Genomic DNA, 23534 nt, shown 5'->3' on the forward strand with positions numbered 1-23534 from the left:
GCGTTCATGACATGCCGCCCAGTGGCTCCGAGACTCGTGTCACCCGACAGCACACTGGAGGGAAAGCAGCTGTCGCGAGGTCGCATGGGTAGCTCCTGCACTGACGAATCTTGAGTTTTCCACAGCCGCTTTGCTCTTCTTTATCCCGCGTATCACTTCTTTATCCCGCTTGATCAAGGTGCCGAGAATGCAAAAACGCCCCTGCCGCATCAGTGACAGGGGCGTTTCCTTTGGCCTTCTTTCTGCATTTCTCACCACAAAGAGAACCGCCCCTGCAGCAAGGCTGCAGGGGCGGTTCGGGATAAGTGCCTGACGATGACCTACTCTCACATGGAGAAACTCCACACTACCATCGGCGCTAAGCGGTTTCACTTCCGAGTTCGGCATGGGATCGGGTGGTTCACGCTCGCTATGGTCGTCAGGCGAAACGGTGGCATCTTGCGATGCCTGAGTCTCGAGGCTTTTGGCCTCGTGACTCGCAATATGAATCATGCTGACCGATATGTCGTCGATCCTGTCGCAATCCCGGCGGTTTGCCTGGGCAAACCCCTTGGGTGTTATATGGTCAAGCCTCACGGGCAATTAGTACTGGTTAGCTCAACACATTGCTGTGCTTCCACACCCAGCCTATCAACCTTGTCGTCTTCAAGGGCCCTTCAGGAGGCGCAAGGCCTCAGGGAAGTCTCATCTTGAAGGGGGCTTCCCGCTTAGATGCCTTCAGCGGTTATCCCGTCCGAACGTAGCTACCGGGCAATGCCATTGGCATGACAACCCGAACACCAGAGGTTCGTCCACTCCGGTCCTCTCGTACTAGGAGCAGCTCTTCTCAAACTTCCGACGCCCACGGCAGATAGGGACCGAACTGTCTCACGACGTTCTAAACCCAGCTCGCGTACCACTTTAAATGGCGAACAGCCATACCCTTGGGACCGACTTCAGCCCCAGGATGTGATGAGCCGACATCGAGGTGCCAAACACCGCCGTCGATGTGAACTCTTGGGCGGTATCAGCCTGTTATCCCCGGAGTACCTTTTATCCGTTGAGCGATGGCCCTTCCATACAGAACCACCGGATCACTAGAACCTACTTTCGTACCTGCTCGACGTGTCTGTCTCGCAGTCAAGCACCCTTATGCTCTTGCACTCAATGCACGATTTCCAACCGTGCTGAGGGTACCTTCGTGCTCCTCCGTTACTCTTTGGGAGGAGACCGCCCCAGTCAAACTACCCACCATACACTGTCCTCGATCCGGATGACGGACCTGAGTTAGAACGCCAATGATGTCAGGCTGGTATTTCAAGGTTGGCTCCACCGCATCTGGCGATGTGGTTTCAAAGCCTCCCAGCTATCCTACACAGACAACATCAGCATCCAGTGTAAAGCTATAGTAAAGGTTCACGGGGTCTTTCCGTCTAGCCGCGGGTACACAGCATCTTCACTGCGATTTCAATTTCACTGAGTCTCGGGTGGAGACAGCGTGGCCATCATTACGCCATTCGTGCAGGTCGGAACTTACCCGACAAGGAATTTCGCTACCTTAGGACCGTTATAGTTACGGCCGCCGTTTACCGGGGCTTCGATCAAGAGCTTCGGACGAATCCTAACCCCATCAATTAACCTTCCGGCACCGGGCAGGCGTCACACCCTATACGTCCGCTTGCGCGTTTGCAGAGTGCTGTGTTTTTAATAAACAGTTGCAGCCACCTGGTATCTTCGACCGGTAGGAGCTTACGGAGCAAGTCCTTCACTCTAACCGGTGCACCTTCTCCCGAAGTTACGGTGCCATTTTGCCTAGTTCCTTCACCCGAGTTCTCTCAAGCGCCTTGGTATTCTCTACCTGACCACCTGTGTCGGTTTGGGGTACGGTCGCATGTGATCTGAAGCTTAGAGGCTTTTCCTGGAAGCGTGGCATCGATGACTTCCTGACCGTGGTCAGTTCGTCTCGCATCTCGACCTCAGAGGAACCGGATTTGCCTGATTCCTCGGCCTACATGCTTTCACCAGGACAACCAACGCCTGGCTCACCTAGCCTTCTTCGTCCCCCCATCGCAACCACATCCGGTACGGGAATATTAACCCGTTTCCCATCGACTACGCGTTTCCGCCTCGCCTTAGGGGCCGACTCACTCTGCTCCGATTAACGTAGAACAGAAAACCTTGGTCTTCCGGCGGGGGAGTTTTTCACTCCCCTTATCGTTACTCATGTCAGCATTCGCACTCGTGATACCTCCAGCAGACTTCTCAATCCACCTTCATTGGCTTACACGACGCTCCTCTACCGCTCATCCAGAGGATGAACCCGTAGCTTCGGTACCTGATTTAGCCCCGTTATATCTTCCGCGCAGGCCGACTCGACTAGTGAGCTATTACGCTTTCTTTAAAGGATGGCTGCTTCTAAGCCAACCTCCTAGCTGTCTGAGCCTTCCCACATCGTTTCCCACTTAATCAGGATTTTGGGACCTTAGCTGACGGTCTGGGTTGTTTCCCTTTTCACAACGGACGTTAGCACCCGCTGTGTGTCTCCCACGCTGCACTCACTGGTATTCGGAGTTTGCCTCGGGTTGGTAAGTCGGGATGACCCCCTAGCCGAAACAGTGCTCTACCCCCAGCGGTGATACGTGAGGCGCTACCTAAATAGCTTTCGAGGAGAACCAGCTATCTCCGGGCTTGATTAGCCTTTCACTCCGATCCACAGCTCATCCCAGCATTTTTCAACATACTTGGGTTCGGGCCTCCAATTGATGTTACTCAATCTTCACCCTGGCCATGGATAGATCGCCCGGTTTCGGGTCTATACCCTGCGACTGGTCGCCCAGTTAAGACTCGGTTTCCCTACGCCTCCCCTATACGGTTAAGCTCGCCACAGAATATAAGTCGCTGACCCATTATACAAAAGGTACGCGGTCACACCACGAAGGTGCTCCCACTGCTTGTACGCATACGGTTTCAGGATCTATTTCACTCCCCTCGCCGGGGTTCTTTTCGCCTTTCCCTCACGGTACTGGTTCACTATCGGTCAGCCAGGAGTATTTAGCCTTGGAGGATGGTCCCCCCATGTTCAGTCAGGGTTTCTCGTGCCCCGACCTACTCGATTTCACGTGACTCGGACTTCGACTACGGGACTATCACCCTGTATCGTCAAGCTTCCCAGCTTGTTCGCCTGTCGGTTGTCACGCTTAAGGGCTGGTCCCCGTTCGCTCGCCGCTACTTGGGGAATCTCGGTTGATTTCTTTTCCTCCGGGTACTTAGATGTTTCAGTTCCCCGGGTTTGCCTCTATAGGTTATGTATTGGCCTATAGATACTCACCTGATGGTGAGTGGGTTTCCCCATTCGGAAATCGTTGGGTCGCAGGGTATTTGCCACCTCGCCAACGCTTATCGCAGGCTATCACGTCCTTCATCGCCTCTGGCTGCCAAGGCATCCACCGTATGCGCTTAATCGCTTGACCATATAACCCCAAGGGGTCTGTCAAGGATTACGATTGTGTCGGACCTCTCCGACATATCGTTTGATGGAGATGTGCTTGGCGCACATTCCATCGTCAGCATGATTCACATTGTTAAAGAGCGGCTGTTCAGAGAACAGTGAGAAGCGCGCTCTGATGAGCACGCTTGCCACTGCCGGCTAAGCCAGCAATAAGATCAGGTAATTCGTTGTGAGCACTTGCCGCGAGCGATAGACAGTGTCGATAAGGAGGTGATCCAGCCCCAGGTTCCCCTAGGGCTACCTTGTTACGACTTCACCCCAGTCATGAACCACACCGTGGTGATCGCCCTCCCGAAGGTTAGGCTAACCACTTCTGGTGCAGTCCACTCCCATGGTGTGACGGGCGGTGTGTACAAGGCCCGGGAACGTATTCACCGTGGCATTCTGATCCACGATTACTAGCGATTCCGACTTCATGGAGTCGAGTTGCAGACTCCAATCCGGACTGAGGCAAGCTTTATGGGATTGGCTCCACGTCGCCGTATTGCAACCCTTTGTACTTGCCATTGTAGCACGTGTGTAGCCCTACCCGTAAGGGCCATGATGACTTGACGTCGTCCCCACCTTCCTCCGGTTTGTCACCGGCAGTCTCCTTAGAGTTCCCGACATGACTCGCTGGCAAATAAGGATAGGGGTTGCGCTCGTTACGGGACTTAACCCAACATTTCACAACACGAGCTGACGACAGCCATGCAGCACCTGTCTCAGAGTTCCCGAAGGCACCAATCCATCTCTGGAAAGTCCTCTGGATGTCAAGGGTAGGTAAGGTTCTTCGCGTTGCATCGAATTAAACCACATGCTCCACCGCTTGTGCGGGCCCCCGTCAATTCATTTGAGTTTTAACCTTGCGGCCGTACTCCCCAGGCGGTCAACTTATTGCGTTAGCTGCGCCACTAAGTCCTCAAGGGACCCAACGGCTAGTTGACATCGTTTACGGCGTGGACTACCAGGGTATCTAATCCTGTTTGCTACCCACGCTTTCGCACCTCAGTGTCAGTGTCAGTCCAGAAGGCCGCCTTCGCCACTGGTATTCCTCCCGATCTCTACGCATTTCACCGCTACACCGGGAATTCTACCTTCCTCTCCTGCACTCTAGCCAAGCAGTTCCAGATGCCGTTCCCAGGTTGAGCCCGGGGCTTTCACACCTGGCTGACTTAGCCACCTACGCGCGCTTTACGCCCAGTAATTCCGATTAACGCTTGCACCCTCCGTATTACCGCGGCTGCTGGCACGGAGTTAGCCGGTGCTTCTTCTGCGAGTGATGTCTTTCTTGCGGGGTATTAACCCACAAGCGTTCTTCCTCGCTGAAAGTGCTTTACAACCCGAAGGCCTTCTTCACACACGCGGCATGGCTGGATCAGGCTTTCGCCCATTGTCCAATATTCCCCACTGCTGCCTCCCGTAGGAGTCTGGGCCGTGTCTCAGTCCCAGTGTGGCTGATCATCCTCTCAGACCAGCTACGGATCGTCGCCTTGGTGAGCCATTACCTCACCAACAAGCTAATCCGACATGGGCTCATCCGATAGCGCAAGGTCCGAAGATCCCCTGCTTTCTCCCGTAGGACGTATGCGGTATTAGCCTGAGTTTCCCCAGGTTGTCCCCCACTATCGGGCAGATTCCCATGCATTACTCACCCGTCCGCCGCTCGACGCCTCCTAGCAAGCTAGGATCGTTTCCGCTCGACTTGCATGTGTTAAGCCTGCCGCCAGCGTTCAATCTGAGCCATGATCAAACTCTTCAGTTGAAAGCTTGATAGTCTGTTAAGCAGACCAAACTTGGTTCAGAGTCAAACTTCTCGTGAGAGGCTTGCTCCGATATTTGGTGACCTTGTCACCACTCATCGGCAAGCGCTCACACGAATTACCTGATCAAATTTTTAAAGAGCGTCGCTGTGAAGCGAGGAGACATATTCTACTCGGAACGCTTGAGAAGTCAAGCACTTGATGATGAGTCAGTCGACTGCCTCTAAGCATCATCAAGCGGTGAGGAGCCTTGCTCGATCACCTGTTCCACAAGGAGTGCGGCGCATTCTAACGAATCGCCCGCGATTGTCAATCGATGATCTCGAAGCGGACTTCAAAAACATCAAGTAAAACAATCACCTGCAAACCTTTTTTTCACCGCTGGTAACGCCATGCGTCCCCGGCAGCGGATGCGTACTTTACGCACGAACCGCCGTGAGGGCAAGGGCTTTTTGGCCAGATATCGCTGTCAATTCAAACAAACTCATGCAGGCACTGCGTGCTCCAGCATCAACTGCAGTGACTCTCTCCCCCGCCAGCGATTGCGCGACAGCTTGTAAGCACACTTCAGAGAGGCCCCGACGCCGAATGCCGGTGATTCCCCCGGCGACAGCGCACGAAACCAGATCGCCTTGAGGCGCGTACGCCCGAGCGAGAGTTCCAATGACAGGTGCGCGCCATCAGCGCCTACCGGCCTGAGGCTCTCGACCAGGAAGCTGCCCTCGAAGAGAGGCACCTCGAACTCACGCCCGAAGGGCGCCAGGCGCTCGAGCTCATCCAGCGTCTCCAGACTCAGCTGCCCTTCCACCAGCTCACCATCGCTGAGAATCAAGGGATTGAGCGCCCTCTCCCCCAACTGCTCCGCGGCCGCCTGCTGCAGGGCACGAGTGAAGGTATCCTTTTCCGTCAGCGGCAAGCCCACGCCGGCGGCGCCGCGATGCCCACCGAAGCGCGGCAGGCACTGCGGCGCGAGATAATGGGCGCGCTGCAGCGCATCCCGCAGGTGAAATCCTTCGATGGAGCGCCCGGAGCCCGTCAACATGCCGGGCACTGCGGCTGGTGTCAGCACGACGGTCGGTCGCCCGAACTGCTGCACCAGGCGCGAGGCAACAATGCCCTGCACCCCGGGATGGCCATCCTCCAGGTGGACCACGATCACCTGATGCCCTGCCCGCAAGGAGGTGAGCGCCAGGGCACGCGCCGATTCGACCATCTCGGCTTCGATCGCCTTGCGTGACTGGTTGTCCTGGTCGAGCACTTCCAGTGCACGCTGCGCTGCGCCATCTTCCCGCGCCAGCATGAAATGCAGCGCGGCGTACGGGTCATCCAGACGCGAGCGGGCATTGATACGCGGCCCCATCTGGAAGGCCAGCGTCTCGGCATTGAAGGGCACGCTATCCGCCCCGAGCCGCTCTGCCATCGCGCGCCAGCAGGGTTCCTGCATGCGGTTGATCAGCGTGAGGCCCAGATTGACGACCGCACGATTGATCGCACTGCCCCCCAGTGACACACAGTCCGCCACCGTCCCCAGCGCCACATACGACAGCCACGGCGACAACTTGGGGGCATCGCTCGACAACCTGCCCTGTTCGATCAAGACGTTACGGGTCAGTGACATGGTCAGCCAGGCGACCATGCAGCCGGCAATGGTCGCGTCGGGATAGGCGCAGTCATCGCGTGTCGGATTGACGGTCGCGTAGGCGGAAGCCGGCGGCCCTTCCTGAGGCAACGCATGGTGATCCGTCACCACGACATCTATCCCCGCCTCCTTGAGCAACGCCAGACGCGCCTCATCACTGGAGCCGCAGTCCGCGGTCACGATCAATGACGGGCGCGGCGACAGCGTCATGATGCGCTCGACCAGCGGCAGACTGATCCCATAACCATCATGGATGCGATGGCCGATCAGACTGTGCACGCGGTCGTAAGGCACGTCGAACAATTCGGTCAGGGAGCGCAGCATCACCACATGCGAGGTGATGCCGTCCACATCATAGTCGGTGAGGATGCCGATATGCTCACCCTCGGCGACGGCGCGCGCGATGCGCTCTGCCGCGCGCCGGCCATCGGCCAGCCGTTCGGGATGCTCGATATGCCGGAGCGCCGGCGTGACCAGCGCCTCCAGGGGCGCCTTGCAGTTCTCCAGCGTCAGACGCCCTGCCAGCACACGTGCCTGCAATTCGCTGAGCCCGGTCGCGATACCCTGTTGATAGAGACGCTCGTCACGCACGCGCGGCTGAATGACCCGCGCAATGCTGGCCGCAAGCGTGCGCTCGCCCGGACCGCTCATGGAGTCTGGCGAGAATGGGGGCGACACGGGGGAAGTGACAGACATGAGGAACTCCTGACAAACGACATGGCCGTCATCTCGGCAGCGGACTGCAGACATGACGGCCATGAAAAGATGACTGCCGATCACCCCGAACGGGTCAACCGGCAGTTGTTGCAATCACCCGCGGCGATTCTCGCGCACGAAGGCCTGCACTGCCGCCAACTCCGCCGGCAGTACGCTGTAACGCTCCTCGCGCTCCAGCAGGTCATGCAGATGCGGCGGCAGATCGACGCCAGCAAAGCCGGCACGCGCCACGGCTTCGGCAAACTTGGCCGGATGCGCCGTCGCCAGCGTGATCATCGGCGTCGCGCTATCAGTGCGGCAGACCTCAGCCGCACGATAACCGGTTGCCGTATGCGGATCGAGAATCTCGCCGGTGCGATGGTGCGCCTCACGGATAGCCTCGAGGATCGTCTCGTCATCGACACTGTGGCTGGAGAACAGCTCACGCAGCTTCGCCAACGGCGCATCCGCCAGCGCTGCCGGTTCACGCGAGAAGTGCTCGAGCAGCTCACGGATCGCCTGACCATCGCGGCCATACGCCTCGAACAGCAGACGCTCGAAGTTGGAAGACACCACGATATCCATCGACGGTGCCAGCGTCGCCTTCAGCTCCTGACGCGAGAAGTCATTGGAAGAGATGGTGCGATGCAGAATGTCGTTGGCGTTGGTGGCGATCACCAGCTGGCGCACCGGCAGCCCCATGCGCGAGGCCAGATAGCCGGCAAAGATGTTGCCGAAGTTGGCCGACGGCACCGTGAAGCTGACCTGACGCGCCGGAGCGCCCAGTGCCACACCGGCAGCCACGTAGTAGACGGTCTGGGCCATGATACGCGCCCAGTTGATCGAGTTGACCGCGACCAGACGCGTGCCGTTCAGGAAGCCCTGATCGGCGAAGCTGGCTTTCACCATCGCCTGGGCATCGTCGAAGTTGCCTTCGATGGCGATGTTGAAGACGTTGGGCGCCAGCACGGAGGTCATCTGGCGGCGCTGCACTTCGGAGACACGGTTGTGCGGATGCAGAATGAAGATATCCACATGATCGCAGGCACGACAGCCTTCGATGGCGGCGGAGCCGGTATCACCGGAGGTCGCGCCCATGATCACCGCACGCTCGCCGCGCTTGGCAAGGAAGTGATCCAGCAGGCGACCCAGCAGCTGCAGCGCGACATCCTTGAAGGCCAGCGTCGGGCCGTGGAACAGCTCCAGCAGGTAATGGTTGCTGTCGAGCTGATTGAGCGGCACGACGGCATCGTGACTGAAGGTCGCGTAGGTCTCGCGGACGATGTCACGGAGGGTCTCGTCATCGATGGCGCCATCGACGAAGGGCTTCATGACACGGAAGGCGATTTCCGCGTAGGACTCACCGGCCATCGCCGTCAGCTCTTCGGCGCTGAACTGCGGCAGGGTTTCCGGCACGTACAGGCCGCCATCGCTGGCAAGCCCTGCGAGAACCACATCTTCAAAACCGAGCGCCGGCGCCTGGCCGCGCGTGGAGATATAACGCATGTCGTGTCTTCCCGTGGCTCTTGCCACCGTTATGATTCTTGCTCTTCCGGCCTGCGCCGGCTGCCCAGCAGGGCGGCGCCATCACCGTCGATAGCCCCGCCCCGTTTGCCCGCGATCAGGCGTTGTCGTCGAGATCCTCGACACGAATGCGCACCACGGAACCGGCGACATCCACCAGCGCTTCCAGCTGACGAATCGCTTCGTTCATGTGCAGTTCTCGCGCACGGTGCGTGAGCAGAATGATCGGCACCAGCTCCCCTTCAGTGGCTTCCTTCTGGATGATCGCCTCGATGGAGATGCCCTGCTCGGAGAGGATCGACGCAACGCGCGCCAACACGCCCGGGCGGTCCACTGCGTGCAGACGCAGATAACAGGCCGTCTCGATCTCTTCCATCGGCAGGATCGGCAGGGTGTCGCCGTGCTGATTGATCTCGGCGAAGGCCAGATACGGCACGCGGTAGCGGTGGTCGGTGGCGATATCGCGCGCCACGTCGAGCAGATCCGCGACCACGGCAGAGGCCGTCGGCTCGGCGCCGGCGCCGGCGCCGTAGTAAAGAGTCGGACCGACAGCGTCGCCCATCACCTCGATGGCATTCTTGACGCCATGCACGTTGGCCAGCAGACGCTCCTTGGGAATCAGCGTCGGATGCACGCGCAGCTCGAGGCCCTTGGCCGTGGCGCGGGTGATGCCCAGATGCTTGATGATGTAGCCCAGGTTATCGGCCTGCTCGATGTCCTCGGCGGTGATGCGCGAGATGCCTTCGGTGTAGGCCTTGTCGAACTGCAGCGGCACGCCGAAGGCGATCGAGGCCAGGATGGTCAACTTGTGCGCGGCATCGATGCCTTCGACATCGAAGGTCGGATCGGCTTCGGCATAGCCCAGCGCCTGCGCCTCGGCCAGCACGTCCTCGAAGCTGCGACCTTCATCACGCATCGCGCTGAGGATGAAGTTGCCGGTGCCGTTGATGATACCGGCCAGCCACTGGATGCGGTTGGCCCCCAGGCCTTCACGCAGCGACTTGATGACGGGAATGCCACCGGCCACTGCGGCTTCGAAGGCCACCATCACGCCTTTCTCGGCCGCGGCACGGAAGATCTCGTTGCCGTGGACGGCGATCAGCGCCTTGTTGGCGGTCACGACATGCTTGCCGTTGGCGATGGCTTCCATCACCAGCTGATAGGCGACATCGTAGCCGCCGATCAGCTCGACCAGCACGTCGATCTCGGGATTGCGCGCGACCTCGAAGATGTCGTGCGTGCGGCTGACGCCGGTGATATCGCAGTCAGGATTGTCGCGTCGTGCGCCGACCTGTTCGACGATGATCGGGCGTCCAGCACGACGCGCAATCTCATCGGCATTGCGAATCAGCACGTTATAAGTGCCGCCGCCTACGGTCCCTAGACCACAGATTCCTACTTTCACCGGTTTCAACGTCGCTTTCCTCTCTTGTTACGGTATCCAGCCTTGAGGGCCGCGCCACTGTCAGCGACGGCCTTGCCGATCTCACGTCGGTCTATTATCCAGACATCCTGCACGTACGTCTGTCGTGACCACGGTAGCAAGGCAGGACGCCCTGTCAACGCGCAGCCTTGTCGCCTGTGGTTCAGGTGATTCGTGTGGCTCAGTCATCGATCCCCAGCATGGTGGCAAGACGCTCCACCGGCAGGTAGCCCGGCACCATCTGGCCATCCGGCATCACGATGGCCGGGGTACCCTGCACCCCCATGCGTGTGCCCAGCTGATACTGGCTTTGCACCGGCGCATCGCAGCTGGCCGCCTGCTTGGGCACTTCGCCTTCATTCTTGATCTGGTTCATCGCCTCGGTGGGGTTGTCCGCACACCACACCTGCGCCAGTTCACGCGCACCCTGCGAGCGCATGCCACCGCGCGGGAAGGCCAGATAGCGCACTTCGATGCCACGCGCATTGAGCTCCGGCACTTCCTGGTGCAGCTTGCGGCAATACGGGCAGGTGGTATCGGTGAAGACATTGATCACCGCCTTGACCTCACCCGCCGGGGGGAAGATGACCATATCATCTTCACTGACCTCGGCCAGCAGCTTGAGACGCTCGCCATTGGCCTTCTGCTCGCTGAGATTGACCAGCCCCTTGTCGCCATCATTGCGGTACATCTCACCCACGATCAGATGCTTGCCGGCGATATCGGTAAAGAAGCTCTCGCCACTGGTCAGGCGCACCTCATAGAGGCCGTCGATGGGGCTTGAGGCCAGTGATTCGACCGGCAGCGGCTGGCCATTGACGACGAGCTTGTCACGCAGATCATCCAGCGCATCAGCCTGGGCCAATGGCGCCACCAGCGACAGCATGGCGCCGGCGCTCAAGAGGCGGATCGCACGAGACAGGGCCTGCGGACGACGGAAAGACTTGCTCATCAAACACTCCTTGGCGTCCGCGCGCAGAGGGAAGGACACTCAGCCACGCGGATGATGTTCGGCATGCAGACGCTCCAGACGCGCCTGGGCCACATGGGTATAGATCTGGGTCGTGGAAAGATCACGATGTCCCAGCAACAGCTGCACGACGCGCAGATTGGCACCGTGATTGAGCAGGTGCGTGGCGAAGGCATGGCGCAGCGTATGCGGTGACAGAGGCTTGCTGATGGCCGCAGTCACGGCGTGACGCCGGATGCGATGCCAGAAGGTCTGTCGCGTCATGGCCTTGTCGTGTCGGCCGGGAAACAGTGCCGGACGCGTCTGGTCGGCCATCATCGCAGGTCGGCCAACGGACAGCCAGCGTGACAACCAGTCACAGGCCTCCTCACCCAGCGGCACCAGCCGCTCACGATCGCCCTTGCCGCTGACACGCACGACGCCCTGGCGCAGATTGAGCGCATCGACACTCAGGTTGACCAGCTCGCTGATGCGCAGGCCCGCTCCATAGAGCACTTCGAGCATGGTGCGGTCGCGCAGCCCGATGGGCGTCTCGAGATCCGGCGCCTCCAGCAGGCGCTCGACCTCCTCCTCATCCAGCGTGCCCGGCAGGCTGGGAATCACGCGCGGCAGGCGCACCTCATGCAGCGGGTCCGCCTCGATCATGCCTTCGGCCAGCGCCCAGCGATAGAAGCGCCGCAATGCCGACAGCAGACGTGCCGTGGAGCGCAGCGCATGCGACTCACGCCGCGAGTCACAGAAGGCCTGCACCTGCTGCGGTGCCACGCTCAGCAAGGGCACCGTGTCAGCGCCCGTCTCCGCCTGATCGGCCAACCAGCGCCGCCAGGCCGTGAGATCACTGCGATAGGCGCCGAGCGTATTGTCACTGGCACCCCGCTCTAGCCACAACGTATCGAGAAAGGCCTCGACCAACGCATCGTCGTCCATCATTCCCGCTTCCCCGTCCTGAATGACGCGCCATCCGCGCTCGCCTTGGCCGTCATGTACCGCGGCACCTGGCCTGCGTGAGCCTCGATTCTACCGTGATGCCCTGACGATGAAATGAACCCGCTGCAAGTCACACCGGATTTCTCTGGCGCACACACACGAAGACCCCGCCATGCATCGCATGGCGGGGTCTTCGTTTGGCGGAGAAGCAAGTGGCAATTCGCTCCCCCGCAGTACTGCCGAGTTCTGCAGTCAGGGAATGCGGAGCGCTTAGCCCAGCTTTTCCTTGATGCGTGCAGACTTGCCGCTACGCTCACGGAGGTAGTACAGCTTGGCCTGACGGACGTCACCACGACGCTTGACGTCGATAGTGGCAACCTGCGGGCTGTAAGTCTGGAAGGTACGCTCGACGCCCACACCGTGGGAGACCTTGCGGACGGTGAAGGCGGAGTTCAGACCGCGGTTACGCTTGCCGATCACCACGCCTTCGAAGGCCTGCAGACGCTCGCGGGTACCTTCGACAACCTTGACCTGGACGACGATGGTGTCGCCCGGTGCAAAGGCCGGGACTTCCTTGGCCATCTGCTCGTTTTCGATCGCCTGGATCAGTTTATTCTTGCTGCTCATCGCTAGCTCCAAATTCGTTAGCATCAATCCTGGGATTGATGTTCGTCATGACCCCGGCACCGCAAACGGCCTTGAACACGGGGATCGACCTTGTGTGTGACGCGCCACGGAACTCCCGCAAGATGACTCCGGGCCGTGCCGCACCTCCGCCACGGTGGCGGCCTTCTCCTGACAGCAAACCTTCGGTTCGCAGTGGTCAGGCCTTGCCTTTCCGGGCGTGCTGCGCGATGAACTCGTCGAGCAGCTTGCGCTCCTCACGAGTCAACGTGCGACTCTCCAGCAAATCCGGACGCCTGAGCCAGGTACGTCCCAGAGACTGCTGCAACCGCCAGCGCTTGATCAGGGCATGATTGCCACTGAGCAGAACATCCGGCACCCGCTTGCCGTCGATGACTTCAGGGCGGGTATAGTGCGGACAATCGAGCAGGCCATCGGTGAAGGAATCCTCCTCCGCGCTGGCTTCATGCCCGAGTACGCCCGGCACCAGGCGCGCTACCGTATCGATCAGGACCATGGCCGGCAGTTCCCCGCCAGACAGGACGTAATCGCCGATCGACCACTCCTCATCGATCTCCTCTTCCACCACGCGCTCGTCAATACCTTCATAGCGTCCGGCCACCACGATCAGGCGCTCATTCGTCGCCAGTTCGCGGGCACCGGCCTGATCCAGCTTGCGGCCTTGCGGGGAAAGATAGATCACACGGGCGTCGTCACCGCCAGCGGCGCGGGCGTCACGAATGGCACCTCGCAGGGTCTCGACCTTCATCAACATGCCGGGACCACCGCCATAGGGACGATCATCGACCGTACGGTGCCTGTCGGTGGCGTAGTCGCGAGGATTCCAGAAATCGACCTCGAGCAGACCCTTGTCGACCGCTCGGCCGGTCACGCCACTGGCGGTAATCGCCGTGAACATTTCCGGAAACAGGCTCACTACACCAATCCACACAGGCGTCAGCTCTCTGTGCTTAACATCAGAATTCGGGATCCCAGTCGACGCTCATGCGCCCAGTGGTGAGATCCACATCGCGAACCACCTGATCGGGAAGGTACGGCACGAGCCGTTCCTTCTCATCGATGCTGTCGTCGTTCGGCTTTATCACCAGAACGTCGTTGGCACCGGTTTCCATCAGGGTGCTCACTTTCCCGAGGCGCTGGCCATCCAGCGTTACCACCTCGAGACCTTCCAGTTGATGCCAATAGTACTCACCGGCTTCCAGCTGCGGCAGGTGCTGCTTGGGCAGGAGAATCTCCGCCCCGGCCAGTTCCTGTGCGGCTTCGCGACTGTCGATACCTTCGAGCTGTGCCACCAGGCCCTTGCCATGGCGACGTGCCTGAGCGAGGCGGGCGGAAATCTGCTTCCCGTCCAGCTTCAGCATCCAGCCAGCGTAATCGAAGATGCCGTCAATCGGGCTGGTATAGGAATACACCTTGAGCCAGCCTTTGACGCCATAGGGGCTGGTAAGCTTCCCCATTACCACCACATCATCGTCATGCGATGACGCTGCGGTCGGCTGCGGATTGTTCGGTGGAGTAGGCATCCTGGAATCAAGCCTGCTGCTTGCCAGCTTCCTTGATCAGCTGAGCGACACGGTCAGAGACCTGTGCGCCCTGCTGCTGCCAGTGAGCGATGCGCTCGAGATCGACGCGCAGACGCTCTTCCTGGCCGCGAGCGACCGGGTTGAAGAAGCCGACGCGCTCGATGAAGCGGCCATCACGGGCTGTGCGGGAGTCAGCTACAGCCAGGTGGTAGAAGGGACGCTTCTTGGCGCCACCACGTGCCAGACGAATGGTAACCATTGCGTAATCTGTCCTTCGTGTTGAAGTGAAAATCGTGCCACAGAACTCGTCTTCGCATGGAGGGTCCACACGAAGAGGCGACATTCTACGGAAATTGGCAAGCCTTGGAAACCTTTTTCCAAGGCCATACACACGCTCCGTGGCACGGGACGTGCCACGGAGCGCAATTCCTGGTGTCAGCGCCCTTGTCTCATCAGCGCTGCATCGGGCATCGGGTCAGCAATCAGCGACGCGGGAAGCGTCCGCCGCCCATGCCGCCGGGGCCACCCATGCCACCCATACCGCCGGGGCCACCCATACCGCCGGGGCCGCCAGGACCACCGCCACCGCCCATCATGCCGGACATGCCACGCATCATCTTCTGCATGCCACCTTTCTTGCCGGCCTTCTTCATCATCTTGGCCATCTGCTTGTGCTGCTTGAGCAGACGGTTGAGGTCCGGCACCTGGGTACCGGAACCCATGCAGATGCGGCGCTTGCGCGACCCATTGATGAGATCCGGGTTGCGGCGCTCCTTGGGCGTCATGGAGTTGATCATCGCCTCCAGCTTGCCCAGCTCCTTCTCGCTGGCCTGGCTCTGGGCGACTTCCGCCAGCTGCCCCATGCCCGGCAGCTTGGACATCAGGCTACCCATGCCACCCATGTTCTTGAGCTGCTGGAGCTGATCACGGAAGTCCTCGAGATCGAAGCCTTGGCCTTTCTTGACCTTGCTGGCCAGCTGCTCGGCCTTGCTCTTGTCGACGGTGCGCTCGGCTTCCTCGATCAGCGACAGCATGTCGCCCATGCCGAGGATGCGCGAGGCGATACGGTCCGGATGGAAGGGTTCGAGGGCGTCGACCTTCTCCCCCATGCCCATGAACTTGATCGGCTTGCCAGTGATGTGACGTACGGACAGGGCCGCACCGCCACGCGCATCACCGTCGGCCTTGGTCAGCACGACACCGGTCAGCGGCAAGGCTTCGTGGAAGGCCTTGGCGGTGTTGGCGGCATCCTGACCGGTCATCGCATCGACGACGAACAGCGTCTCGTCGGGATTGACACTGCGGTGCAGGGCGGCGATCTCGTCCATCATGTCGGCATCGACATGCAGACGACCGGCGGTATCGACCAGCACCACGTCGTGGAACTGGATACGCGCGTGCTTCATCGCCGCCTCGGCGATGGCCACCGGCTGCTGGGAGGAGTCGGAGGGGAAGAAATCGACCCCGACTTCCTTGGCCAGCGTTTCCAGCTGGTCGATGGCGGCCGGACGATAGACGTCCGCCGAGACCACCAGCACCTTCTTCTTCTCGCGCTCGCGCAGGTAGCGTGCCAGCTTGGCGACGGTGGTCGTCTTGCCCGCACCCTGCAGGCCTGCCATCAGAATGACGGCCGGACTGCCCTTGAGCGTCAGGCCTTCATTGGCTTCGCCCATGATCGCTTCCAGCTCCTGCTGGACGATCTTGACGAACTGCTGGCCCGGCGACAGGCTCTTGGACACTTCCTGACCGACGGCACGTTCGCGCACTCGCTCGATGAAGGCCTTGACCACCGGCAGCGCGACATCGGCTTCAAGCAACGCCTTGCGCACTTCGCGCAGGGTGTCCTTGATATTGTCTTCCGTCAGCTTGGCCTGGCCGGTAATCGACTTCAGCGTATGCGACAGGCGATCACTCAAACTTTGAAACATGGGCCTCTCCGGCTAGGGACGTCTGGGGACCGCGCTGCGGGGACGAGGGCGTAAGCCACCTCGTGACCGGCGCACGGCATGACGCCCCAGCGCGTGAATGGTTATCCTGTCGCGCATTATACGCACAGGGCGGCCGCGTCTCCATGCATGCAAGGCTTGCAAGTCGCCATCCTGGCAATGACATGCCTGCAGGAGACGGTGCCGACAATCGTCATGCAATGCGGAGTCTGTCGCCGCGCAGGCCTCACCGCCCGTGAGAGCACGCGCCGGGGCACCGCGAGTGGATGCAATCCCGGCGGCGCATTCGGTATAGTCTCTGCAGATAGACAGCGTCTCATGCGAGGCCTGATCTCCCGCTTCCCTCCGGCACCTGGACAACAGCACATGCAGGCTCTGCCTTTTGCCTTTCTGGCCATCATCTTCTATCTCGGCGCCGGCCTCTGGCAGGGCCTCACCCTGACACGCCGCGTTCCAGAACGCACGCGACTGGTGCGCAGTCTGGCGCTGGTCGCCATCGCCTGCCATGCCGTCATCGTCTGGGTCACGCTCAACCACGGTGGTGCGCTGCACCTCGGACTGTTCGAGAGCGCTTCGCTGGTCAGCTGGGCCATCTGCCTGCTGCTGGTGACCGCCAGCCTGTTCAAGCCGGTGATCGCCGGGGGCGCGGCGCTGTTCCCGGTCGCCGCCGCCTGCGTGCTCGGCGTGATGAACCTGCCGAGCGCCACCACCGAGAACCCGCTCTCCCCCGGCCTGACCGCCCACATCTTCACCTCGGTGGCGGCGTTGGCCTTCTTCAGCATCGCGGCCATGCAGGCCGGGCTGCTGTCACTGCAACAGCATGCGCTCAAGAAGCGACATACCCGCGGCATCGTCCAGGTGCTGCCAGCACTGACCAGCATGGAGCGCGCGCTGTTCGAGCTGATCTGGGCCGGCATGATCCTGCTCAGCGTATCGATCATCAGCGGCACCATCTATCTGGACAACATGTTCGCCCAGCATCTGGCTCACAAGACGGTGCTCAGCCTCGGCGCCTGGATCATCTTCGCCGTGCTGCTGTTCGGGCATCACGTGCTGGGCTGGCGCGGCCAGCGTGCCGCACGCTGGACACTGGGCGGCTGCCTGGTACTGGCGCTGGCCTTCTTCGGCACCAAGTTCGTGCTGCAAGTGGTATTTTCCCACTAAGCCCTGCCACCCCGACAGAGATCGCTCGCTGCGCCTGATGCATTGCAGCGAGCGTGTCAGTATCATGCGCCTAAATCCGCCACCGAGGACCCTTCACTCTTGAGCGACGACACCCCGTTGGGGCTGCTGTTCGGCCTACTGGTCATCCTGATCATCCTGTCTGCTTTCTTCTCGAGTTCCGAGACCGGCATGATGTCGATCAACCGCTACCGTCTCAGTCACCGTGCCAAGGGCGGCGAGCGCGGCGCCAAGCGTGTTACCCGCCTGCTTTCCCGTCCGGACCGCCTGATCGGCGTCATCCTGATCGGCAACAACTTCGTCAACAACCTTGCCGCCTCGCTGGCGACCATCATCGCGATCCATTATTTCGGTGATGTCTCGGGCCCGGCCGTCTCGACCGCCGTGTTGACCATCGTGGTGCTGATCTTTGCCGAAGTGACGCCCAAGACCATGGCCGCCGTGAACCCGGAGCGCATCGCCTATCCGGCCTCTCTGGTGCTGGAACCGTTGCTCAAGCTGCTCTACCCGCTGGTATGGCTGGTCAATGGCATCTCCAATGGCCTGCTGCGCCTGTTCGGTGTGCGCGATGTCAGCGGCGGCGCCGACAGCCTGACCCGTGACGAGCTGCGCACCGTGGTCCACGAAGCCGGCAGCATGATCCCGCGTCGCCACCAGGGCATGCTGCTGTCGATTCTCGATCTCGAGAACGTCACCGTCGATGACATCATGGTGCCGCGTCAGGAGATCTTCGGCATCGACCTGGACGATGACCTCGACATCATCCTCAGCCATATCCGCGCCAGTCAGCACACGCGGGTGCCGGTCTACAAGGGTGACATCAACAACATCATCGGCATCCTGCACCTGCGCAACGCGGCGCGCTTCCTGTCGCTGGACGAGGTCACCAAGGCCTCCATCATCCAGGAAGCCCGCGAGCCCTACTTCATCCCGGAGTCCACGCCGCTGCATACCCAGCTGCTCAACTTCCAGAAGCAGAAGCGCCGCATCGGCATCGTGGTCGACGAGTATGGCGATGTGCAGGGGCTGGCGACATTGGAGGACATCCTCGAGGAGATCGTCGGCGAGTTCACCACCGATGTCGCCGGTACGCATCAGGAGATCCACCCGCAGGACAACGGCAGCTACGTGATCGAAGGCACCGCCAACATCCGCGAGATCAACAAGGCCATCGGCTGGCAGCTGCCGACTGACGGCCCCAAGACACTCAACGGCCTGATTCTGGAACACCTGGAATCCTTCCCGGATGCCCCGGCCAGTCTCGCCATCGGCACCACGCGCATCGAGATCCAGCAGGTGAAGGATAACCAGATCACCTCAGCACGCTGCTGGCAGGCGGCCCGCACCACACGCACCTGATGCCCTCATTGCCCCTCGGCATCACGACGTGATGCCAAAAAAGAGCCCGCCACCCGGCGGGCTCTTCACGTTCCAGCTCGCTGCAATGCCGTGTTGCATGCCGTGAAGCGGCCAATGGCGAAGACACGCGTTATCCTCTGCCTGCGCCGCGACGAACACGGTGACATCCGGCCTGTTGACTCACGATCACCGCCACCGAATCCGCCGACCGTCTTTCCGCCACGCCCACCACCTGCACAAAGGGCCGACATGACCTCAGCCTCCCCTTCGACGATTGCACTGCAGCACCACCCCGCCCGCTTCACGCTGATGCTGGCGTTGATGGTCGCCCTCGCCCCTCTGGCCATCGACGCCTATCTGCCTGCCATGCCGTCCATGGCAGGCGACTTCGGCGTGGACGAGCACCGTATCGGCCTGACCATCACCATGTTCTTCTTCGGCTACGCGATGGGGCAGCTAGGCGGCGGTCCGCTGTCCGACAGCCTGGGGCGTCGTCCGGTGGCCCTGAGCGGCTTCGTGCTGTTCCTCGTCGCCGGTCTGGGCTGCGCACTGACCCGCGACTTCCATTGGCTGCTGTTGTGGCGAGTGCTGCAGGGCATCGCCACCGGCATGACAGGTGGTGTCTCACGCACCGTGGTGAGGGATGTCGCGACCGGCAAGGACGCCGCTCGCCTGATGACCAACGTCACCATGGTGCTGATGACCGCGCCGTTGATCGCCCCGTCCCTCGGGGCCTTGGTGATCTCGCTGAGCCACTGGACGACAATCTTCTTCGCGCTGGGGGTCTACGGACTGCTGGTCGGCCTGATCATCCATCGCTGGCTGCCGGAAACCCACCCGGCCAGCGAGCGCACGCCCTTCAAGCCCCGCAATGTGCTGCGTAGCTATCGTGACATCCTCTCCACGCGCGGCGTACCCGGCCATCTGATGCTGATCCTGTGCGGCCCCGGCATCATGTTCACCTTCATCACCAATGCCAGCTATCTGTATCAGGGGCTGCTCGGGATGACACCGCCTCAGTTCGCGCTGGCTTTCGGTGCCAACGTGGTGGCGATGTTCGTCGGCAATCGTCTCAATCATGTCGGCCTCAAGCACCTGCGCATGCGCACCCTGGTCAAGCTGGCACTGGGTGTCCAGCTGACAGGCATCTGCTGGCTGCTGGGACTGGGCCTGAGCGGCATGATCAGCGCCGCCACCATGATTCCCGGCATGCTGGTGGTACTTGGCGCAGGCGCCATGATCACTCCCAACGTGATGGCAGACTACCAGTCGCTCTTCGCCCGCGGTCACGGTGTCGCCAATGCCATTTCGGGCACCACGCTCTTCCTGGGCGGCGGGCTCTATGGTGCCATTGCCAGCCTGTGGTTGAACGGCACTGACATGCTGCCGGTGCCCCTGGTGATGCTGACAGCCTGCCTGATCGGCAGCATCGGCTTCTGGATCACACGCCATACCGCCCCGTCCAATCAGCCCAGTGCCCGCAGTGGCGCCACCACGTCTGCTTGAGTAAGCCCACCGGCCGCCCTGGATGAGGCACACGCAAAAAGACGCCGCCCGTGAGATCACGGGCGGCGTCTTGTCTTCAAGGGCAGGGCTGGCTCTCACCAACCGGGGTGACGGCTGAACACGAGGAGCGAGGCCGCTTCATCCTGTCACCGATTGCCTGCCAGGCGTGTCGCCTTGCGATGCAGGTCACGCACCGCTTCCTCGAGCTCCACCGCCTTGGTGCCGACAGGGTCGAAGGTACGTCCTACGCACAGCTCTACCCGCCCGCGCAGACGCCGCGGGAACTTGGCGAAGGCAGGCCCGCCGCCGTGGGAGAACCAGGACCCCCACAGTCCGCCCAGCGCCATCGGAATCACCGGTACCGGGTCACGCGCCAGAATCAACTCCAGCCCGCGCCGGAAGCGGCCGACCTCACCGTCACGCGTCAGCTTGCCCTCGGGGAAGATCATCACGACTTCTCCCTCGCGCAGCGCCTTGCCGACTTCTTCCAGCGAGCGGCGAACGCCGGCCGGGTCCTTGCGTGAGGAATCCACCGGAATCGCCCCGGCGATGCGGAAGAACCACTTCAGCCACGGCGAATGATAGATCTCGGCATCCATCAGGAAACGCAGCGGGCGCGGACTGGCCCCACCCAGAATCAGCGCATCCATGAAGCTGACGTGATTGCACACCACCAGCGCCGCCCCTTCCGCCGGTATCCGCCAGCGTCCCTTGAGGTGCAGGCGATACATCAGGTGGATGAGGATGAAGATATTGAGGCGCAGGAAGGGACGCGGGTCACGCAGCATGCAGACCACCGCGATCAGTCCGCTGATCAGGGACAGCAACAGCAGGAAATCCGGAATATCGCGCCCCATCACGCCCAGCACCAGAATGCCGGCACCGGCCGACAAGACCATCAGCAGGGCATTGAGCACGTTGTTGGCGGCGATCATGCGCGCGCGGTGATCTTCAGGACTGCGGATCTGCAACAGGGTATAGAGCGGCACGATGTAGAGGCCGCCACCGAAGCCGATGACGCCGAGATCCAGCCACATGCGCCAGAAACCGGCGATGCCCAACAGCTCGATCAAGGGCGTGGCCATCTGTGCCTCGGCCAGTACCGGGCGCAGGGCAAGATCCAGTCCGCCAGCGAAGATGATCAGTGCGCCGAAGGGCACCAGTCCCGTCTCGAGACGCCCGCGCGAGACACGCTCACAGGCCAGCGACCCCAGGCCGATACCGATGGCGAAGGCCGCCAGCAAGGCAGAGGTCGCCCCTTCGGCCCCATGCACGATATCGCGCGCATAGGCCGGCAATTGCGTCAGATAGCTGGCGCCGAGGAACCAGAAGGCACTGATGCCCAGCAACGCCCAGCGTAGCCCGCGATTGCTCAGCCCCTCGCGCATCACCGCGATGCTGCCGGAGAGCGGACGCCACGGCACGGGGCCGGGCGAAGCGGAGGGTGCCGGTGGAATCTTGCCGGCCGCCATCACGCCCAGCAGGGACAAGGAAACCAGCGACGCGGAGAGCGCCCAGCGTGCCAGCTCGCCGCCCAGTGCCATCAAGGCCGCGGCGGCAAGGGTGCCGATCAGGATGGCGAGAAAGGTGCCCAGCTCGACCCAGGCATTGCCGCTGACCAGCTCATCCGGCTTGAGATGCTGGGGCAGGATGGCGTACTTGACCGGGCCGAAGAGCGCCGACTGGGTGCCCATCATGAACAGCAGCGCCAGCAGCAACTCCCAGGCTTCGAAGATCAAGGCACCGGCCGCCACGCTCATGGTGGCCAGCTCCAGCCACTTGAGTCGCACGATCAGGCGCTGCTTGTCGAGGCGGTCAGCCAACAGGCCGCCCCAGGCGGAGAACAGCAGAAAAGGCAGGATGAAAAGACCGGCCGCCAGGTTGTTGACGATGCCGGTGTCCCAGCCCCGCTGCTCGATGACCACGAAGGTCATCAGCAGCAGCAAGGCGTTCTTGAACAGATTGTCATTGAAGGCCCCGAGGGCCTGGGTCCAGAAGAAGGGCGCAAAACGGGGTCGCCGGAGCAGTTCTCGACTCATTTGCCAGCTTCCGTGGCATCCCCCGCACACGCAGCCTCGCTGCGTACCTTGAGCCCTGCCAACATGGTATCCAGCAACTGATCGAGAAGCTCCGTCACTTCCAGTGGCTGCCCCTGCCAGAGCCCCAGACGCTCGTTCATGCCCAGCTGTACCAGACCGTGCACGCTACCCCACAGCGTGCGCGCCATGCGCTTGGCCTCGACGGACTCGACGTGTGGGGCGTACTCGACCAAAGCCCCCTCCACACGCTCGAACAGCCCTTCGATCATCGCGTTCTGACGCTGGTCCAGCTCCCCTTCCTGGGCGAGCGGGAAGTCAAACAGCAGCTGCCAGCGATAAGGGTCGCGCTGGGCGAAGCCCCAGTAGGCGCGCGCCAAGGCCTTGAGGCGCTCCGAAGGACTCGGCGTCTCCTGTCCGGCTATCGCATCGCGCAGCCTGTCCAGCGTCGCCAGATTGACGTGCTGGAGCAGGTTGCCGAAGCTGCCGTAGAGCTTGAGCAGGGTGCTGGGCGCACAACCGACTTCGCGAGCCAGGTTGCGCAGAGACAGGGCGTGAACGGGCTGCTCTTTGAGCCATTCATCGCAGGTCTCCATTACCCGCGCATGCAGCGCTTCCGGTGCATGCTGACGTGGACGGGCCATCGAATTCCTCTGATGCTTGAGATGCGTTACCGCGTAGCGAGTCTGACGCGGTGTGTGTTCGGACAGCACGGGTGGGCAAAGGGTTGCGACGCCTGGCGGGCATCTCTTGGAGCACCCCGTATCGGTCATTGAATCGAACAGTGTTTCCGTCCAGCATATCGAGACTGAGCACAAACGCAAGCATCACCAAGGTGTGGCATGCTGGCATCCGTGGCGTGCAGCGCGATCCACACCCCATCTCAGGCAGCAGCTGCCGCTGCATGTTCCCTTCGCCTCATCGCCTCA

General features: G+C 61.3%; 15 protein-coding genes and 3 rRNA genes. 3 read left to right on the forward strand and 15 right to left on the reverse strand.

The genetic code is table 11. The features are described 5' to 3' along the window. Positions 1-307: 307 nt before the first annotated feature. The 13 genes from rrf to ffh all read right to left on the reverse strand — a co-directional run bounded on the left by rrf (position 308) and on the right by ffh (position 16504). Positions 308-423: ribosomal RNA gene (gene rrf, locus AC5WNJ_RS15535) — 5S ribosomal RNA — on the reverse strand. Positions 424-561: 138 nt separating this feature from the next. Then, positions 562-3449, reverse strand: a 23S ribosomal RNA gene (locus AC5WNJ_RS15540). A 241-nt stretch (positions 3450-3690) separates the two neighbouring features. Continuing rightward, positions 3691-5231 (reverse strand): 16S ribosomal RNA (locus tag AC5WNJ_RS15545). Together the 16S, 23S and 5S rRNA genes form the textbook arrangement of a ribosomal RNA operon. Positions 5232-5713: 482 nt before the next feature. Beyond that, a complete protein-coding gene (locus AC5WNJ_RS15550; protein ID WP_495931066.1) occupies positions 5714-7519 on the reverse strand; it encodes a single-stranded-DNA-specific exonuclease RecJ in 1806 nt (601 codons plus the stop codon). A 159-nt stretch (positions 7520-7678) separates the two neighbouring features. Then, the gene (gene thrC, locus AC5WNJ_RS15555) at positions 7679-9070 is read right to left on the reverse strand and encodes a threonine synthase (RefSeq protein ID WP_495930140.1); all 1392 of its coding nucleotides are present in this window, start codon (positions 9068-9070) and stop codon (positions 7679-7681) included. A 115-nt stretch (positions 9071-9185) separates the two neighbouring features. Next, positions 9186-10502, reverse strand: a complete 1317-nt coding sequence (locus AC5WNJ_RS15560) for a homoserine dehydrogenase (protein WP_166017814.1) — start codon at positions 10500-10502, stop codon at positions 9186-9188. Between the two features lie 190 nt (positions 10503-10692). Further along, complete coding sequence (locus tag AC5WNJ_RS15565; RefSeq protein WP_176678094.1) at positions 10693-11463, reverse strand: DsbC family protein; 771 nt, start codon at positions 11461-11463, stop codon at positions 10693-10695. A gap of 39 nt (positions 11464-11502) precedes the next feature. Further along, complete coding sequence (gene xerD, locus AC5WNJ_RS15570) at positions 11503-12408, reverse strand: site-specific tyrosine recombinase XerD (RefSeq protein ID WP_176678496.1); 906 nt, start codon at positions 12406-12408, stop codon at positions 11503-11505. Between the two features lie 270 nt (positions 12409-12678). Beyond that, positions 12679-13035, reverse strand: a complete 357-nt coding sequence (gene rplS, locus AC5WNJ_RS15575; protein WP_176678095.1) for a 50S ribosomal protein L19 — start codon at positions 13033-13035, stop codon at positions 12679-12681. A gap of 196 nt (positions 13036-13231) precedes the next feature. After that, complete coding sequence (gene trmD / locus AC5WNJ_RS15580) at positions 13232-13984, reverse strand: tRNA (guanosine(37)-N1)-methyltransferase TrmD (RefSeq protein ID WP_175090722.1); 753 nt, start codon at positions 13982-13984, stop codon at positions 13232-13234. Between the two features lie 25 nt (positions 13985-14009). Next, positions 14010-14576 (reverse strand): ribosome maturation factor RimM, encoded by a 567-nt coding sequence (gene rimM / locus AC5WNJ_RS15585; protein WP_495930141.1) that lies wholly within the window; start codon positions 14574-14576, stop codon positions 14010-14012. Positions 14577-14583: 7 nt separating this feature from the next. Continuing rightward, complete coding sequence (rpsP, locus tag AC5WNJ_RS15590) at positions 14584-14835, reverse strand: 30S ribosomal protein S16 (protein ID WP_175090724.1); 252 nt, start codon at positions 14833-14835, stop codon at positions 14584-14586. A 223-nt stretch (positions 14836-15058) separates the two neighbouring features. Further along, a complete protein-coding gene (ffh, locus tag AC5WNJ_RS15595; RefSeq protein ID WP_495930142.1) occupies positions 15059-16504 on the reverse strand; it encodes a signal recognition particle protein in 1446 nt (481 codons plus the stop codon). Between the two features lie 384 nt (positions 16505-16888). Here ffh and AC5WNJ_RS15600 point away from each other — a divergent pair, with 384 nt between their 5' ends. The 3 genes from AC5WNJ_RS15600 (at position 16889) to AC5WNJ_RS15610 (ending at position 20569) form a co-directional block, all read left to right on the forward strand. After that, a complete protein-coding gene (locus AC5WNJ_RS15600; protein WP_495930143.1) occupies positions 16889-17686 on the forward strand; it encodes a cytochrome C assembly family protein in 798 nt (265 codons plus the stop codon). Between the two features lie 99 nt (positions 17687-17785). Next, positions 17786-19063 carry an HlyC/CorC family transporter gene (locus AC5WNJ_RS15605; protein ID WP_176678098.1) on the forward strand — a complete coding sequence of 426 codons (1278 nt, stop codon included), beginning with the start codon at positions 17786-17788 and terminating at the stop codon, positions 19061-19063. 249 nt (positions 19064-19312) lie between these two features. Further along, complete coding sequence (locus AC5WNJ_RS15610) at positions 19313-20569, forward strand: multidrug effflux MFS transporter (RefSeq protein WP_495930144.1); 1257 nt, start codon at positions 19313-19315, stop codon at positions 20567-20569. A gap of 146 nt (positions 20570-20715) precedes the next feature. Here AC5WNJ_RS15610 and AC5WNJ_RS15615 read toward each other — a convergent pair whose 3' ends face one another. After that, on the reverse strand, positions 20716-22608 hold the full coding sequence (locus AC5WNJ_RS15615) for an MFS transporter (RefSeq protein ID WP_495930145.1): 1893 nt from the start codon (positions 22606-22608) through the stop codon (positions 20716-20718). Further along, positions 22605-23249 (reverse strand): TetR/AcrR family transcriptional regulator, encoded by a 645-nt coding sequence (locus AC5WNJ_RS15620; RefSeq protein ID WP_176678101.1) that lies wholly within the window; start codon positions 23247-23249, stop codon positions 22605-22607. Before AC5WNJ_RS15620 ends, AC5WNJ_RS15615 begins: the two co-directional genes overlap by 4 nt. Between the last annotated feature and the right edge of the window lie 285 nt (positions 23250-23534).

The sequence above is a fragment of the Cobetia sp. PDI-23MA genome (assembly GCF_059507735.1).